Genomic DNA, 16429 nt, shown 5'->3' on the forward strand with positions numbered 1-16429 from the left:
CGGCGAACAGATGAACCCTATCCGAACTTCCTACGCCCGCTCGTGCTGAGCTTGTCGAAGCACTGCACTTACTCTTGACCCCAGCTCCAAAGACAAGTGCAGCCCTTCGACAAGCTCAGGGCGATCGGATTTTATTCGCTTTTTCCCCTACGGAACCAGCACCGTATCCTTCGGCTCATCTGCCATCTCGGGATAATCCATCGTGTAGTGCAGCCCGCGGCTTTCCTTGCGGGCGAGCGCGCTTTTCACGATCAGGTCGGCGGCTTCGATCAGGTTCCGGAGTTCGATCAGGTCGGTGGTGACGCGGAAGGCGCCGTAATATTCCTCGACCTCGCGCTTCAGCAATTCGATCCGGTGCTTGGCGCGTTCCAGCCGCTTGGTGGTGCGCACGATGCCGACATAGTTCCACATGAACCGGCGGATTTCGGTCCAGTTCTGCTTGATGACGACTTCCTCGTCCGAATCCGTGACGCGGCTTTCGTCCCACGGCAGGATCGCGGGCGGCGGCTCGAGGCTGTCCCAGCGTTCGAGGATGTCCTGCGCCGCCGCCTCGCCGAACACGAAGCATTCGAGCAAGCTGTTCGACGCCAGCCGGTTTGCGCCGTGCAGCCCGCTTTCGGTACATTCGCCCGCCGCCCACAGGCCCGGAATGTCGGTGCGCGCCTGCAAATCCACCACCACCCCGCCGCAGGTGTAATGCTGCGCGGGCACAACCGGGATCGGCTGCACAGTCATGTCGATGCCCAGACCCAGCAGCTTGTCGTAGATCGTCGGGAAATGCCCCTTCACGAACTCGGCGGGCTGATGGCTGATATCGAGATGCACGTAATCCAGCCCGAACCGCTTGATCTGGTCGTCGATAGCGCGGGCGACCACATCGCGCGGGGCCAGCTCCATGCGTTCAGGATCGTAATCGACCATGAAGCGGCGGCCGGTTTCGGGGTGGAGCAGGTGCCCGCCCTCACCGCGCACGGCCTCGGTAATCAGGAAGTTCTTGACGTCGAGATTGTAGAGGCAGGTCGGGTGGAACTGCATCATCTCCATGTTGGAGACACGTGCGCCCGCCCGCCATGCCATCGCGATCCCGTCTCCGGTCGCGCCGCGCGGGGCAGTGGAGAACTGGTAGACGCGCCCGGCACCGCCGGTGGCGAGGATGGTGGCGCGCGCGACGTGGCGCTCGACCCGGCCGGTTTCCTCGTCGAGCGCATAGACACCCCAGACGCGCCCGGCGGCGGAGAACTGTTCGCGGTGGCGGTCGGTGATGAAATCGATGCAGGTGCGGCCCGGCAGCAGGGTGATGTTGGGATGGGCCTCTGCCGCCTTGACCAGCGCGCTCTGCACCGCCCAGCCGGTTGCATCATCGACATGGACGATCCGGCGGTGCGAATGGCCGCCTTCGCGCGTCAGGTGCAGCGCATCGGCATCGCGGTTGAACGGCACGCCCAACTCGCACAGCCGGTCGATCGATTGCGGCGCGCGTTCGATCACGAACTCCACCGTCTCGCGGTCGTTCAGCCCCGCGCCCGCTACCATCGTATCGCGCACGTGGTTGTCGAAGGTGTCGCCGGTGTCGAGCACCGCGGCGATTCCGCCTTGCGCCCAGGCGGTCGATCCGCCGGTCAGCGTGCCTTTCGCCAGCACCAGCACCCGGCGCGTCTGCGCCAGCGCCAACGCCGCGGTCAGCCCCGCCGCGCCCGATCCTATGACCACCACGTCATGCGGTTGTCGCATTGCATCCTGCATCGCCATTATCGCGCCATGGCGCGCAACGCCGGACGGAGCAAGCCCCCGCCGCGCGCGCCAGATTACGTATTTACCCTTAGGTGCAGTGCAGCAAGATGGTATCCTGCGGCGAGCGCGTGATTCGGAAAGCCGGACACGGGTGAGGATCGCAGCCTGACATAAGCCAGATAAACGTCATCCTCATTTCGGGACTCTCTCTGCAATGTCCATATTTTCGTTTTTCGGCTGCATGGTCGGCCGGCATCAGCCGTTGCGGCGCGATGTGAAATGGGACGGAAGGTTCTATTCCGGCACGTGCCGTCACTGCGGCGCAGCGATCAGGCGCCACCGGCACCGTAGCTGGCGCAAGCTCAAGGGCTAGCCGGCAGCGGCGGTCAGCTGCACGAACACGTCTTCCAGATCCGCCTCGCGGGTGGTGACATCCTCGATGGTGAGGCCCTGTTGCTGCAGGATCGCCAAGACCTGTCCGGCGCTGAGGCGGTCCTTGTCATACGTCACCTCGACCCCGCGCGCACCGTCCCATTCCACCCGCACGAAGGCGTCATGCGTCGGCGCGGCGGCCAGATCGTCGGCCGCGGTGACCGCGACCACTTTCTCGCGCGCCATGTCGACCAGTTCGCGGGTCGGTTTGTTGGCGATCAGCTTGCCATGGTTGATGATCGCGATCCGATCGCACAATTCCTCGGCTTCTTCGAGGTAATGCGTGGTCAGCACCACCGTCACACCGTCGCGGTTCAATTCGCTCACCAGTTCCCACAACTGGCGGCGCAGATCGACATCGACCCCGGCGGTGGGTTCATCCAGCACCAGAATCGGCGGCGAATGCACCATTGCCTTGGCCACCAGCAGGCGGCGCTTCATCCCGCCTGACAGCGTGCGGGCATAGGCGTCGCGCTTGTCCGCCAGCCGCACCGCTTCCAGCAATTCCGCACTGCGGCGCAGTTTGGCCGGGATGCCGTAGAACCCCGCCTGATTCTCCAGCACCTCGAACGGGGTGAAGAACGGATCGAACACGATTTCCTGCGGCACGATCCCGATCGAACGGCTGGCGTTGCGGCGATGGCGATCAATGTCGAAGCCCCAGATCTCCGCCGATCCGCCGGTCTTGTTGACCAGCCCTGCAAGAATATTGATCAGCGTCGATTTGCCCGCGCCGTTGGGGCCGAGCAGGCCGAAGATCGATCCTTCGGGCACATCGAAGCTGACCCCGCCCAGCGCCAGCTTGCCTTCGGTCACCGCGCCTTTCGGCCCCTTGGCAGGGGCGTAACGCTTGACGAGGTCGGTGATGCGGATCGCGGGCTCTGCTGACATGGACGCAGCCCTATGGGAGCCGCCGCCGCGCGGCAAGCCTTGCGCAAAGGCAATTGCAACCGGGCAAGGGCGCGGGTAACGGCAAGGCCATGAGCATTCCCCCTCCCGAAGTCCTGCTGGTCGATACGCGGCGCGTTGCCTGCGACGGGGCCAGCGCCATCCGCGCCGGTGCGGGCTATACCCCGGCGGCGCTCGGCCATCCGCGCGTGTTTCTCGAGATCGACGAGCATGGCTATGTCGATTGCGGCTATTGCGACCGGCGCTTCGTGCTGCGCGGCGGCCCGGCGGACGGCGCGGATCAGGCCAGCCTGCCCGACATCTCCTCGGGCGCCAGCGCCGCCCGCAGCTGATCGCCCGCTCAGCGACGGTTCAGGCGCGATGCGGTAGAACAGCATGGCATTTGTGATGGAGAATCGCCGTGACCCGACTTTCAGCCCCCGTTCGCCCGCTTGTCACTAGCCTTGCCGCCGCTCTCGCGCTGGCAGTGGGCATGCCCGCAGCCGCGCAAGGCCAAAGCCGGGCAGATGTCGAAACCGACGTGGCAGCCGAGCCCGCGACCAAGGGCGAAAAGCGGCTGGCCGAGCTGCTTGAGGGCCGCGAGGCAGGCGAGCCGGTGCGCTGCATCCGGACATTGCCCAGCCAGCGCATGCAGACCATCGACAAGACCGCCTATGTCTTCGGATCGGGCAACACGATCTATGTCCAGCGCACCCGCGACCCCGAGGACATCGACGATACCGATGCGCTCGTCACCCGGCGCTTCAACGGCAGCCAGCTGTGCCGGCTCGACGTTATCACCACGGTCGATCCGCTCGTCGGGATGTTCACCGGCGCGGTTTTCTTCGAGGATTTCGTGCCTTACACCCGCGTCGAGAATGGTTCCGCCGATCGGGGCTGAATGCGGGTAGGTCGCCGGTGCGGTCAGGCGCGCGCCAGCGCCTGCATCCGGGCAATGATCTCCTCGGCCTGTAGCATGATCCGGTCGATCAGTTCCTGACAGGTCGGGATATCGTGGATCAGCCCGGCGACCATGCCGCAGCTCCACGCGCCCTTGTCCATCTCGCCTTCCATCATGATCGACGGATAGACCCCGGCCACTTCGGGCAGGATGTCCTGAATGGTGAGCGCATCGCCAAGCTCCTTCTCCTTGAGGATCAGGCGTTCCACCGCGGCATTGTTGAGCACGCGTTCCGTATTGCGCAGCGGGCGCATCACGAGGCGCGTGTCGAGTTCGCTGGCGGCTAGAATCGCCTGCTTCACATTGTCATGCACCGGCGCTTCCTTGGTGGCGATGAAGCGGGTTCCCATGTTCATCCCCTGCGCGCCCATCGCCAGGCTGGCGACAAGGCTGCGACCGTCGGCCATGCCGCCGCTGGAAACGAACGGGATTTCCAGCTCGTCAGCCGCGCGCGGCAGCAGGATGAAGTTGGGCACGTCGTCCTCGCCCGGATGGCCGCCGCATTCGAACCCGTCGACGCTCACCGCATCGCAGCCGATCTCCTGCGCCTTGAGGCTGTGCCGCACGCTGGTGCATTTGTGGATCACCTTGATCCCCGCGTCTTTAAGATGCGGCAGCAGATCGACCGGGTTGCGCCCGGCGGTTTCGACCACGGTCACCCCGCCATCGATCACCGCCTTCACCAGCCCCGGATAATCGGGCGGCGTCAGCGTGGGCAGAATGGTCAGGTTCACGCCGAACGGCTTGTCGGTCATGTCCTTGCAGCGCGCGATCTCGTTCGCCAGCTTTTCGGGCGTGCCCTGCGTCAGGCCGGTGATGATCCCCAGCCCGCCTGCATTGGAGACGGCCGCAGCCATTTCGGCGAACCCGACATAATGCATCCCGCCCTGAATAATGGGGTGCTGGATGCCGAACATTTCGGTGATGGCGGTCTTCATGGCGTGGTTCCTCCCGTGCAATCCGTGTTTGCGCGGGACACAAGCCTGTTTGCGGAACGCTTTCAAGCCCGCTGTTGCAAAGCGGCTGCGTCGCCCACGCGCGCCGTAGCGTCAGCGCGCCTGCCGATCCTTGCGTCCGCCGGTCACTGCGGTGATCTGCCGTCCGATCCACCACGACACTGGGATGGAGACCACGAAGCCCGCCACAGCCGCCCACAGGATCGGCTGGCCGGTCGCCCAGATATCCATCGTCAGCACGGCAACCACGCCGATTCCCATCAAGGTCGTCGCCACAATCGGAAAAAGAGCAAGGCCAAGCCGGTTCATGTGTCCACCTTTCGAAGCCGGAGGCTGGAAGCGGCGGGATCGAGGCGCGCCCGGCCACTCGGCACAGGCGGAATGCCCGCAGCGGCGCGGGGGAACATTGATCCAGCGCAAATCGGCTGAAAAAGCGCGGTAATCCGCGTCAGGAACGGGTGAAAGCGAGCATGAAGGTCACCGGCACCGCGGGCGTGATCGACGGCAGTTCTGCCAGTGCGCGCAATTCGCCCAGCTCGTCGGTCAGTTCGAACATGTCGGTGGTGATGATCACCGGCGCGGTCGGCACCACGGTCACGCGGTCCTCGGCGGTGCGGGTTACCAGCACTTCGGTCTCGAACGCCTGCTCGACCCCCTTCAGCGCGAGCGTGGCTTTGAGCGGGCGGGCGAGCGACTGGCCCACGGCAAGACCGGCAAAAGCCGCCGGATCGAGCTTTGCCGTGACCACCGCGCTGGGGTTGTCGACCACCTGGAAGAAGATCTCGCGCATCCGTTCGTTGCGGATATCGACCCCGGTGCTGACCGAGGAGAGATCGATGTCGACCTGCGCCGTGCCATCGGCGGCGATGGTGCCCGACAGCGTCTCGAAAGCGTTGTTCTCGGCAATCTCGCCCGCCTTGATGCTGACATAGCCGAGCCGCGATGTTGCCGGATCGAGCGTCCATGCGCCCTCGGTCACCGCAGCGTCCATTGTAGCAGCGGGCGCTTCAGCGGCAGGCTCGGCGCAGGCGGCAAGGCCCAATGCGAGCGCGGCGGGCAGGGCAAAAATGCGGGCGATGGGCTTCACAGGGGCAAACCTCTCATGGGGCGATATCGTCGGCGAGCATTATTCTATTCTACGCGCTGCCGAAAGGGGCAGATGCACGCAGGCTGCCGGGTGCAGGGGGTGGGGGTCAGGGGGCTCATTCCCACTCGATCGTGCCGGGCGGTTTGCTGGTGTAGTCGTAGACCACCCGGTTGATGCCCTTCACCTCGTTGACGATCCGGGTCGCCACGCGGGTGAGGAAGCTGGAATCGTAGGGGAAGACATCCGCCGTCATCCCGTCGGTGGATGTCACCGCACGCAGCGCGCAGACGTTGTCGTAAGTGCGACTGTCGCCCATCACGCCGACGGTCTTGACCGGCAGCAGCACCGCAAACGCCTGCCAGATCGCGTCATACAGGCCTGCGTTGCGGATTTCCTCCAGATAGATCGCGTCGGCCTTGCGCAGGATGTCGCAGCGTTCCTTGGTGACTTCGCCGGGGATGCGGATCGCGAGGCCGGGGCCGGGGAAGGGGTGGCGACCGACGAAAGCATCGGGCAGGCCCAGCTCGCGGCCCAGATCGCGCACCTCGTCCTTGAACAATTCGCGCAAGGGTTCGACCAGCGCCATGTTCATCCGTTCGGGCAGGCCGCCGACATTGTGGTGGCTCTTGATCGTGACGCTCGGCCCGCCGGTGAAGCTGACGGATTCGATCACGTCGGGGTAGAGCGTGCCTTGGGCGAGGAATTCTGCGCCGCCGACTGTGTTGGCCTCCGTCTCGAACACGTCGATGAAGGTCTTGCCGATGAACTTGCGCTTGGCTTCGGGGTCGGTGAGGCCTGCCAGCCCGCCGAGGAACAGTTCTTCCGCCTCCACATGCACCAGCGGGATGTTGTAATGATCGCGGAACAGGGTGACGACCTGATCGGCCTCGTTCATGCGCATCAGGCCATGGTCGACGAAGACGCAGGTCAGCTGGTCGCCGATCGCTTCGTGGATCAGAACGGCCGCCACCGCCGAATCGACCCCGCCCGAAAGCCCGCAGATCACGCGCTTGTCACCCACCTGCGCGCGGATTTCGGCGATCTTGGTCTTGCGGAATTCGGCCATGGTCCAGTCGCCCGCCAGCCCGCAGACATGGCGCACGAAGTTGGCGATCAGCTTGCCGCCATCGGGGGTGTGGACGACCTCGGGGTGGAACTGGGTGCCGTAGAACTTGCGCGTTTCGTCGGCGATCACGGCAAAAGGCGCGCCGTCGGAGGTGGCGACGATTTCGAACCCTTCGGCAAAGCGGGTGACCTTGTCTCCGTGGCTCATCCACACCTGATGGCGCTCGTCCACCTCCCACAACCCGTCGAACAGCGCGCATTCGGCGGTGACAGTCAGGAATGCGCGGCCGAATTCGCCGCCTTCTCCGGTTTCGTGTCCGGGCCGCACTTCGCCGCCCAGCTGGTGCGTCATAACCTGCTGGCCGTAACAGATGCCGAGGATCGGCACGCCGGTATCGAACAGCATCTGCGGCGCGCGGGGGGAGCCTTCGTCGGGCACACTGGCGGGCGATCCGGACAGGATGATGCCCTTGGGCTGCATGCGCTGGAACGCGGCCTCTGCCTGGGTGAAGGGCGCGATTTCCGAATAGACCCCGGCCTCGCGCACCCGGCGGGCGATCAATTGCGTGACCTGCGAGCCGAAATCGACGATCAGAATCGACTCCGATGCAATAGCTTCGGGGACAACGGAATCGCCCGAGGCCGGGCCGGTGGGGTGCACGCTCATGACGGGCGATTACGAAGCGCGCCCGTTTCTGTCCAGCGCGGGCGCATGCTGCGCGGTGCATTTCGGGTGCTGGTCTCACCAAGGTTGCGTTTCGTGCAACAAAACTTAGCGTTTTCGCATTTGTATTCGATGCAATCGAACATCATTTAGCCGCCACACGATGCGCGCCGGGGCTTCTCTCTCCACCCTCGGCTTCCCCCATGCGGGGACATCGTTTGGCGGAACCAGGCCGAATACGGCTGTTCTGCCAGCCTGCGAAACCCGGTTCAGACGGCCTCTCCCCCCCTTGGCCCTCTGCCCCCGCCGGGCGCCCTGCCGCAAAAGGCCGGGCCAGCAGTGAGCGAGACGCGGCCCCCAGTCCTCCCCCCCTTAAATTGGTGGCCGCGTCTCCAGCTGCGCGGCATCGATCCCGCGCCTGTGATTGCAATTTCCGCTTTCGGTGATGAAATATTTTCGTGCGTTATCGGGTTTGATTATTGCGCAGCTTCATCCATATAGTGCGCAAGCCCGCACGGTGATTCCTCTCCGCTTTGCCGCGCCGGGCCGATTTAACCACAACAGAACAGGGAAACAACCCATGCGCATGATCAGTGAAAAAGCCGTCGCCTTCATCCTCGCGATCGCTTTCAGCGGCGCGGCGTTCAACACGCTCATCGTCTAACGACGCGCCAACGACCCGTTAAAGCGCGAGAACCCTCTCCCTCGCGCTTGGCATCTTCGGCCCGGTTGCCCACTCCCATCGCGGAACAGGGCAGCCGGGCCGTTTGCTATTCCACTCCGCCGAGCCGCGCGGCTTCTTCGCGCAGGTCGCTTTTCAGCAGCTTGCCGATGTGGCTGCGCGGCATTTCGGCGATGGTGTGCAGCGCGGCGAGCCGCTGAGTCTTGCCCAGCCGCGCGTTGACCGCGGCCATGATCGCCGCCGGATCGCCATCACCCTTCAGCACCACGAAACCGACCGGGCTTTCGCCCCATTTGCGGGACGGCAGGCCGACCACCGCCGCCTCGACCACGCCGGGTTCCTTGCACAATTCCGCTTCCAGATCGGACGGGTAGATATTGAACCCGCCCGAAATGATCATGTCCTTGGCCCGGCCCACCAGTTCGACGAAACCTTCGGCGTCCACCCGGCCGATATCGCCCATACGCATCCATGCCTCGCCGGTCGCAGGATCGATCCACTGCGCTTCGGCAGTGTTGTCGGGACGGTTCTTGTAGCCGCTCATCATGGTGAGGCTGCGGCCGATCAGGTTGCCCGGTGTGCCCGGCGGGACTTCGCGGTCCTCGTCGTCCAGCACCTTCAATTCGCTGCCCGGCGCGGGGCGGCCGACCGTGTGAAGCTTGTCGGGGAATTCGTGGCACGGCAGCAGGCACACCACGCCGCCTTCGGTCATCGAATAGATCTCGATCAACCCGCCAGGCATCCGGCCCAGCACTTCACGCTTCAGATCGGCGGGGAAGGGCGCGGAGGTGCAGTATTTGAGCTTGAGCGCCGACAGGTCGAAATTGTCGAACCCGGTGAAGTCCATCAGCCGCTGATATTGCACCGGCACCAGCATGGTGATGGTGGTGCGGTCGGCTGCGGCATGGGCGAGCCACTTCGCGCAATCGAACTTGCCCATTACCCGCACGCAGCCGCCCGCCAGCAGCACCGGCAGAAACGCCACCATCGTGGTGTTCGAATAAAGCGGGGTCGAGGCGAGCGAGCGCACTTCCAGCCCCGCACCGAGAAAGCTGAGCGCGGTCGAGGCAAACTGCCGCCAGCGCATCCGGTGCGAATGGACGATGCCCTTGGGAATGCCGGTGGTTCCGCTGGAATAGATGATGTTGAACGGATCGCCGGGTTCGGGCGCGAAGGCCGGGGCGCGGCTGCCGGGAGGGGCCATCCACTGGTCGATCCGCTCCAGCGGCACGCGAATCAGATCGGCCATGAAGTCCGGCCCCAGCTCCGCCGCCTTGGCTGCATCGATGAACAGGTGCCGCGCGCCCGAATCATTCGCCATGCCAGCGAGTTGTTCGGGCGAGGCGCTGGTGGTGAGCGGCGCGGCCACGCCGCCTGCACGCATCGCGGCGAGGAACACCAGCGCATAATTGACGGTGGAGGTACCGAGGATCGCCACCGATTGGCCGCGTTGCAAGCCCCTCTCGACCAGCCGCGCCGCCAGCCGCTCGACCAGCCCGATCAGTTCCGCCCAGTAAACCTCGCGGCTTTCATCGATCAGGGCAAGATCGTCGCCCTTGATGCGCGACCATTCCATCAGGATGTCGGGGAAGCTGCCGAACGGTTCGGCAAGGCGGGCGGTCATCATCTCGGTGTTCATGACCGCCATGCATAATCAGGCGCGGCGCCCACGCAAAGGATTTGCGAAGTGGCTCGGACAAGTGGCAGACAACGCGCCGAGGAGAGGCAGACACGATGACCCGCACCGCAAACATGATCGCGCTGGCCGTACTGGCCATGACCCCGGTGAGCGCGCAAGAGCAAGGCAATCCGCGAAATGTGCTGGTGGTGCTCGCCCATCCGGATGATGAACTGGTGATCGCCCCTGCGCTGGCAGCGATGCGCCGTGATGGGGCGCAGGTTCGTATTGCCTTTGCCACCAGCGGCGATGCCGGACCGGGCGAAAGCGGCATGGCCCCCGGCGCCGAGCTTGCGCAGGTGCGCGAAGGCGAGGCGCGCTGTTCGGCAGCGGCGCTGGGCCTCGGCGAACCGGAGTTCTGGCGGCTGGGCGACGGCACATTGGGTTCGTCCGCGCGCGGGCCAGACAGCCCGGCGGCACAGGTGCTGGCGCGTATCGGCGCCGCCATCGCTGCAAACCGCCCCGGCATGGTCATCACCTGGGGGCCGGATGGCGGGTACGGCCATGTCGATCACCGGATGGTGAGCGCGCTGACGGTTCAGGCGGCGCAAGCCATGCCCGAAGCCGAACGGCCGATCATGCTGCATCCGGCGATCCGCACCGGCACCGCACCTGCAATTCCGCAGTTGGAAAGCTGGGCAACCACCGCGCCCGAACTTGTCCAGTACGGTTTGGCCTACACCCCCGCCGATCTTGCCGCCGCCAAGACGGCCGCTGCTTGCCATGTCACCCAATTCGACGAAGCCTCGCGCGCCGGGATGATGCCGCTGTTCGACGCCACGATCTGGCAGGGCAAGGTGCATTTCCGCCGCGCCTTTTGACGGGCCTTCTGATGGGCCTTTTAACGGCGCATTCCGGCCTGCTCGTCGCCGCCCCGCGCGCGTTCGTGGAAAAGCCGCCGCTACGGCCCTCTCATAGTTGGGTTTCGCCGCCCGAGCGCCTATATGATGGTCATGAACGACACCACTTCACAAACCCCTGAACCGACACCCGTCAGCCTTCCCGAAAAAGTCCGCCAGATGGGCGACTATGGCGCGGATTCGATCAAGGTTCTCAAGGGCCTCGATGCCGTGCGCAAGCGCCCCGGCATGTATATCGGCGATACCGACGACGGATCGGGCCTGCACCACATGGTGTTCGAGGTCAGCGACAACGCGATCGACGAAGCGCTGGCGGGGCATTGCGATCTCGTTCTGATCGAATTGAACCCCGACGGCAGCGTCAGCGTGGAAGATAACGGACGCGGTATCCCGACGGGCATGCACACCGAAGAAGGCGTGTCGGCGGCCGAAGTCATCATGACCCAGCTGCACGCGGGCGGGAAGTTCGAGAACACCAGCGACGACAATGCCTACAAGGTTTCCGGCGGCCTGCACGGCGTCGGCGTGTCGGTGGTCAACGCGCTGTCCGAATGGCTCGAGCTGGTGATTTGGCGCGAGGGCAAGGCGCACTGGATGCGGTTCGAACACGGCGATGCGGTCGAGCCGCTGGTGGTGACGGGCGATGCCCCGCCGGTCGACAGCAATTGCGACGATAATGGCCTGAAGAAGGGCACCCGCGTCACCTTTAAGGCCAGCCACGATACCTTCAAGAACGTGACCGAGTATGATTTCGACAAGCTCGAACACCGGTACCGCGAGCTGGCGTTCCTGAATTCGGGCGTGCGCATCAAGCTGCGCGACAAGCGCCACGAGGACGTGCTGGAGCACGATCTCTATTACGAGGGCGGGATCGCGGCCTTCGTGAAATATCTCGACCGCAACAAGCAGCCCCTAGTGGGCGAGCCTATCTCGGTCTCGGCGGAGAAAGACGGCATCGGCATCGACGTCGCGCTCGAATGGAACGATTCCTATTACGAGAACGTGCTGGCCTTCACCAACAACATCCCGCAGCGCGACGGCGGCACACACCTGGCCGCCTTCCGCGCCGCGCTGACCCGTACGCTCAACAATTATGCTGAACGGTCAGGCATGCTGAAGAAGGAAAAGGTCAGCCTGTCGGGCGAGGATATGCGCGAAGGCCTGACCGCGATCGTCAGCGTCAAGCTTCCCGACCCCAAGTTCTCCAGCCAGACCAAGGACAAGCTGGTGTCCTCCGAAGTGCGTTCGCCGCTCGAAGCGCTGATGGGCGAGAAGATGAACCAGTGGCTGGAAGAAAACCCGGCCGATGCCAAGCAGATCATCCAGAAGGTGATCGATGCCGCCGCCGCGCGCGAAGCGGCCCGGCGCGCCCGCGAAATGAGCCGTAAGGGCGCGATGAGCATTGCCAGCCTGCCGGGTAAGCTCGCCGATTGTCAGGAACGCGATCCCGCCAAGTCCGAACTGTTCCTGGTCGAAGGGGATTCCGCAGGCGGTTCGGCCAAGCAGGGCCGCGACCGCAAGACGCAGGCGATTTTGCCGCTCAAGGGCAAGATCCTCAACGTTGAACGCGCACGGTTCGACCGGATCATCAGCTCCAAGGAAGTCGGCACGCTGATCCAGGCGATGGGCACCGGCATCCGCGATGAATTCAACCTCGAAAAACTGCGCTATCACAAGATCGTGATCATGACCGACGCTGATGTCGACGGCGCGCATATCCGCACGCTGCTGCTCACCTTCTTCCACCGCCAGATGCCCGAGATCATCAAGGGCGGGCACCTGTTCATCGCCCAGCCGCCGCTGTTCAAGGTCGCCAAGGGGCGGAGCGAGGTTTACCTCAAGGACCAGCCTGCGCTCGACCGCTATCTGGTCGATGCAGGCTTGCATGGCCGCGTGCTGGAAACCCCGGAAGGTGCGCGCGGCGGTGCCGACCTGCGGGCCGTCGTCGATGCGGCACTGCGGCTCAAGAACCTGCTCGGCTTCGTGCCGCGCCGCTACGATTCGGGGCTGGTCGAGCAGATGGCGCTGACCGGCGCGCTCGAACCCGGGCTTGCGGGTGAGGCACTGGCAGCGGCATTGCAGCGCGCGGCCGGACGGCTCGGTGCAGGCGACCGCGAAGCGCGCTGGACCGCGTATCAGCGCGACGATGGCACCGTGGTGTTCGAACGCCTGTGGCGTGGCGTGACCGATGTGCACGAAATCGACGCGCGGTTCCTGTCGAGCACAGAAGCGCACAAACTCCACGGCCTCGCCGCGGCGCAGGCCGATACCTATGCCACACCGGTCAATCTGGTGCGCGCAGGCGAAGCCGAACCCGAGGAGCCCGAGGTCGACCCCGCCACAAACGATGTGCTCGCCGGCGAGGTGGAGGAACCCGCCGCCGCGCCGACAGTGGCGGTCGATGGTGCCATCAGCCGCCCGACCCAGCTGCTCGAAGCGATCTTCGCTGCCGGCCGCAAGGGCCTGTCGATCGCCCGCTACAAGGGATTGGGTGAAATGAACGCCGAGCAATTGTGGGAAACCACGCTCGATCCCGAAAACCGCGCGCTGCTGCAGGTCAAGGTCGAAGATGCCGATGTGACGGACGAGATTTTCACCCGGCTGATGGGCGACGTGGTCGAACCGCGGCGCGAATTCATCCAGGATAATGCCCTCAACGTGGCGAACCTCGATGTCTGATCGCCATGAACAGCCACCGGGGACGCACGGTGCGGCCGATCCCCGCGTCTAGGCGACCACAGGCGAGACCTTCCAGCATGTCACAGCAGCCGCACCGCACCGATGAATTGCAGCACGCCAGCTTTCTGATCATCCTTGCCGTCGTCACGCTGATGATGGCGGTGATCGTGTGGCCTTTCTCGTCGGCGCTGTTGTGGGCGGCGCTGGCGGCAATCATGTTCCAGCCGCTGTACCGCTGGATGCTGAAAGGCACGCGCGGACGGCGCAATCAGGCGGCTATCGCAACGCTGCTGGTGATCTTCTTTGCGGTGCTGGTGCCCGCCGGATGGCTGGCGGCGATGGTGGTGCAGGAAGCGCTGGAACTGGTTGCGGCGCTGCAGGCCCAGCCGATCGATCTCGCGGCAACCTTCGACAGTGTCTATGACGCTCTCCCCAGAATTGCGCAGGAATCGATCGACCGCGCAGGGTGGGCCGATGTCTCATCGGCGCAGGCGCGGCTTCAGGAAGTGCTGGCCGAAAGCGCCGGGATGATCGCCAGTCAGGCCGTGTCGATCGGCAGCGGCGCGCTCGGCTTTCTCCTGTCGCTCGGCGTCGGGCTGTATGTGATGTTCTTCCTGCTGCGCGATGGCGAGCGCATCGGTCGCACGCTGCTGCGGACCGTCCCGGTGGAACGTTCGATTTCCGAACGGCTGGCCGAACGCTTCCTCGGCATCGTGCGCGCCACGATCAAGGGTTCGGGCGTGGTCGGGCTGGTCCAGGGCGTGCTGGCGGGGATCAGCTTTGTCATTGTCGGGCTGGAATCCGCGCTGCTGTTCGGCGTCATCACCACGATCTTCGCGCTGGTGCCGGTGATCGGTGCGGGCGCGGTTTATGCGCCGATCGGCCTATGGCTGCTGCTGACCGGCGCAGTCTGGCAAGGCGTATTCGTGCTGGCATTCGGCATTGTCGTCGTTTCATCGGCGGACAATGTGCTGCGCCCGATTCTGGTCGGGCGCGACACCGGGATCCCGGACTGGATCATTCTGGTCACGACCTTGGGCGGGATCAGTTTCCTCGGCTTTTCGGGCATCGTGCTCGGGCCGCTGGTGGCCGGTCTGTTCCTTGCCAGCTGGTCGATCCTGCAGGAATACCGCGAGGAGGACGAACGCGCGGGCGAACACGATGAGATCCGGGTCGATGCCTCTGGCCGGACGCCCGAAGCGGAAGGTGCGGCTTAGACCATGCGTTCACTGACCCGGCCCGGCAGTCAGGCCGAACAGGCCGGCCGGCTGGTGCTGGCCGGGCTGGTGGTGGTGATGCTGCCCGCGCTGCCTTTCGGCAATTATCTGATCTATCCGTTCATGATCCTGACCACCTGGTTCCACGAGATGGGCCACGGCCTCACCGCGCTGCTGATGGGGCAGGAATTCCGGCAGCTGATGATCTTCGCCAGCGGGTCGGGTGTCGCCGAAAGCCGCCTCGCCGCTGATGCTTCGGTCTTCACCTTCGCCGCGATTGCCGCCGGGGGGCCGCTGGCGCCGTGCATGGCGGGCGCGCTGCTGATCCTCGCCAGCGCGCATCCACGGCTGTGGCGGCCGGTGCTGTGGCTGGTGGCGGGCGCGATCGTGCTCAGCACCGTCATCTGGGTGCGATCGCCGGTCGGCTATACGATGTTGCCGCTGGTTGCCGCGCTGCTGGGGCTGGCGGCATGGCGCGCGTCGCCGGGGCTGGCGCGCTTCACGCTCCAGTTTCTCGGCGTGCTGGCGGCGATGAGCATGCTGCGAGATTTCCGCTATCTGTTCACCGAACAGGCCGTGATCGAGGGGCAGTTCGTCCTGTCCGACACCGGCCAGATCGCCGCGGTGCTTGGTATGCCGCACTGGTTCTGGGCGGGCGTTATCCTGCTGGTTTCGGCGGTGATGGTGGGGGCTGCGCTCAAATACGCGCTGGCGGAACATCGCCTGCGCCCACCGCCGCGCAATGTGTTGCAATTCCGGCGCGACTGACGCCCCTCAGGACGACGCGATCTTGAGCTTGTTCACCCCCGAGGCATCCGCCCCGGCCTCGCCCGACAGGCCTATGAACATCGTGTCGACAATCCGCGCCAGCTTCTGCTCGCTCAGCTTGTCACCGAGATAGATCAGCGCATCGGGCAGCGTGTAGTTGGAGATCATCTGGTTGATCAGCGACAGCGCCTCGTCGATCTCCAGCCCGGCGAAGAACCCCTCGGCCTGCGCCTCCGCAATCAATTCACACAGGTAGTGGTCGGCCAGATCGACATAGCTGCGCACCCGTTCGAAATTGGCGGCACCCATTTCGCACAGGATGGTGAAATATTCGGGATCGGCGCGAAACCGTTCCTGCGAGATGACGAAGCGGCGGCGAAAGAATTCGTACATCTTGCGCTGCGGAGGCAGGCCTGTCGCCAGCACCTCCTCCATCACCGCCATGTGCGGGGCGAGCCACGTCTGCGCGACGGCATCGAACAGGTCGTCGTAATCGGCGAACAGCGCCTCGAACCGCGCGCGGGTCAGCCCGCTTTCGGCCATTGCGACAGTCCATGGGATTTCCGAGCCGCGATCCTTGACGAGGTCGAGCACATGGCGCGCGATGCGTCCACGCTCGGCCTCCCGCGCCGTTTCGGTCATTGGCATAGCGTGCGCGCCTCCTCGCTTGCGAGGCAACATAGGCCAAGCGGGCGCAGGCTTAAAGTGCAGCTCGTCGATTTTTGTGCGACGCAGCAAGGGGAAAGGCATGATTTGCAGTG

The 16429-nt window shown here is 64.8% G+C and carries 15 protein-coding genes; 7 read left to right on the forward strand and 8 right to left on the reverse strand.

Translation table 11 applies throughout. The features are described from left to right. Nucleotides 1-147 precede the first annotated feature (147 nt). Both nadB and Q0L48_RS07775 read right to left on the reverse strand, forming a co-directional pair. Complete coding sequence (gene nadB / locus Q0L48_RS07770) at nucleotides 148-1749, reverse strand: L-aspartate oxidase (protein ID WP_296719286.1); 1602 nt, start codon at nucleotides 1747-1749, stop codon at nucleotides 148-150. A 351-nt stretch (nucleotides 1750-2100) separates the two neighbouring features. Then, nucleotides 2101-3054, reverse strand: a complete 954-nt coding sequence (locus Q0L48_RS07775) for an ABC transporter ATP-binding protein (RefSeq protein ID WP_296719289.1) — start codon at nucleotides 3052-3054, stop codon at nucleotides 2101-2103. Between the two features lie 89 nt (nucleotides 3055-3143). On the opposite strand from Q0L48_RS07775, the gene Q0L48_RS07780 reads away from it, so the two are divergent. Together Q0L48_RS07780 and Q0L48_RS07785 are read left to right on the forward strand one after the other, a co-directional pair. Then, nucleotides 3144-3404 (forward strand): zinc-finger domain-containing protein, encoded by a 261-nt coding sequence (locus Q0L48_RS07780; protein ID WP_296719292.1) that lies wholly within the window; start codon nucleotides 3144-3146, stop codon nucleotides 3402-3404. Between the two features lie 68 nt (nucleotides 3405-3472). After that, complete coding sequence (locus Q0L48_RS07785) at nucleotides 3473-3952, forward strand: hypothetical protein (protein WP_296719294.1); 480 nt, start codon at nucleotides 3473-3475, stop codon at nucleotides 3950-3952. 23 nt (nucleotides 3953-3975) lie between these two features. Here the strand turns inward: Q0L48_RS07785 and Q0L48_RS07790 are convergent, their stop codons facing one another. The 4 genes from Q0L48_RS07790 to guaA all read right to left on the reverse strand — a co-directional run bounded on the left by Q0L48_RS07790 (nucleotide 3976) and on the right by guaA (nucleotide 7787). Further along, nucleotides 3976-5016, reverse strand: a complete 1041-nt coding sequence (locus tag Q0L48_RS07790; protein ID WP_296719296.1) for a nitronate monooxygenase family protein — start codon at nucleotides 5014-5016, stop codon at nucleotides 3976-3978. A 45-nt stretch (nucleotides 5017-5061) separates the two neighbouring features. Further along, on the reverse strand, nucleotides 5062-5277 hold the full coding sequence (locus tag Q0L48_RS07795) for a hypothetical protein (protein ID WP_296719298.1): 216 nt from the start codon (nucleotides 5275-5277) through the stop codon (nucleotides 5062-5064). Between the two features lie 139 nt (nucleotides 5278-5416). After that, nucleotides 5417-6055 (reverse strand): YceI family protein, encoded by a 639-nt coding sequence (locus Q0L48_RS07800; protein WP_296719301.1) that lies wholly within the window; start codon nucleotides 6053-6055, stop codon nucleotides 5417-5419. Between the two features lie 115 nt (nucleotides 6056-6170). Continuing rightward, nucleotides 6171-7787: a glutamine-hydrolyzing GMP synthase gene (gene guaA / locus Q0L48_RS07805; RefSeq protein WP_296719304.1), complete on the reverse strand. Its 1617-nt coding sequence runs from the start codon at nucleotides 7785-7787 to the stop codon at nucleotides 6171-6173. Nucleotides 7788-8208: 421 nt separating this feature from the next. Between guaA and Q0L48_RS07810 the strand changes: the two genes are divergently transcribed. Next, complete coding sequence (locus Q0L48_RS07810) at nucleotides 8209-8448, forward strand: hypothetical protein (RefSeq protein ID WP_296719306.1); 240 nt, start codon at nucleotides 8209-8211, stop codon at nucleotides 8446-8448. A 106-nt stretch (nucleotides 8449-8554) separates the two neighbouring features. Here the strand turns inward: Q0L48_RS07810 and Q0L48_RS07815 are convergent, their stop codons facing one another. Continuing rightward, nucleotides 8555-10105 carry a class I adenylate-forming enzyme family protein gene (locus Q0L48_RS07815; protein WP_367274027.1) on the reverse strand — a complete coding sequence of 517 codons (1551 nt, stop codon included), beginning with the start codon at nucleotides 10103-10105 and terminating at the stop codon, nucleotides 8555-8557. Between the two features lie 95 nt (nucleotides 10106-10200). Here Q0L48_RS07815 and Q0L48_RS07820 point away from each other — a divergent pair, with 95 nt between their 5' ends. The 4 genes from Q0L48_RS07820 to Q0L48_RS07835 all read left to right on the forward strand — a co-directional run bounded on the left by Q0L48_RS07820 (nucleotide 10201) and on the right by Q0L48_RS07835 (nucleotide 15668). Continuing rightward, nucleotides 10201-10965, forward strand: a complete 765-nt coding sequence (locus Q0L48_RS07820; RefSeq protein WP_296719310.1) for a PIG-L family deacetylase — start codon at nucleotides 10201-10203, stop codon at nucleotides 10963-10965. 198 nt (nucleotides 10966-11163) lie between these two features. Continuing rightward, entirely contained in the window at nucleotides 11164-13683 is a 2520-nt protein-coding gene (gyrB, locus tag Q0L48_RS07825; RefSeq protein ID WP_296719696.1) for a DNA topoisomerase (ATP-hydrolyzing) subunit B, read from the forward strand. Between the two features lie 77 nt (nucleotides 13684-13760). Then, nucleotides 13761-14900 carry an AI-2E family transporter gene (locus Q0L48_RS07830; protein WP_296719313.1) on the forward strand — a complete coding sequence of 380 codons (1140 nt, stop codon included), beginning with the start codon at nucleotides 13761-13763 and terminating at the stop codon, nucleotides 14898-14900. Nucleotides 14901-14903: 3 nt separating this feature from the next. Continuing rightward, the gene (locus Q0L48_RS07835; RefSeq protein WP_296719316.1) at nucleotides 14904-15668 is read left to right on the forward strand and encodes a M50 family metallopeptidase; all 765 of its coding nucleotides are present in this window, start codon (nucleotides 14904-14906) and stop codon (nucleotides 15666-15668) included. A 6-nt stretch (nucleotides 15669-15674) separates the two neighbouring features. Here Q0L48_RS07835 and Q0L48_RS07840 read toward each other — a convergent pair whose 3' ends face one another. Further along, nucleotides 15675-16316 carry a hypothetical protein gene (locus tag Q0L48_RS07840; RefSeq protein WP_296719318.1) on the reverse strand — a complete coding sequence of 214 codons (642 nt, stop codon included), beginning with the start codon at nucleotides 16314-16316 and terminating at the stop codon, nucleotides 15675-15677. Between the last annotated feature and the right edge of the window lie 113 nt (nucleotides 16317-16429).

The sequence above is a fragment of the Erythrobacter sp. genome (genome assembly GCF_024305245.1).
Taxonomy (GTDB): domain Bacteria; phylum Pseudomonadota; class Alphaproteobacteria; order Sphingomonadales; family Sphingomonadaceae; genus Erythrobacter.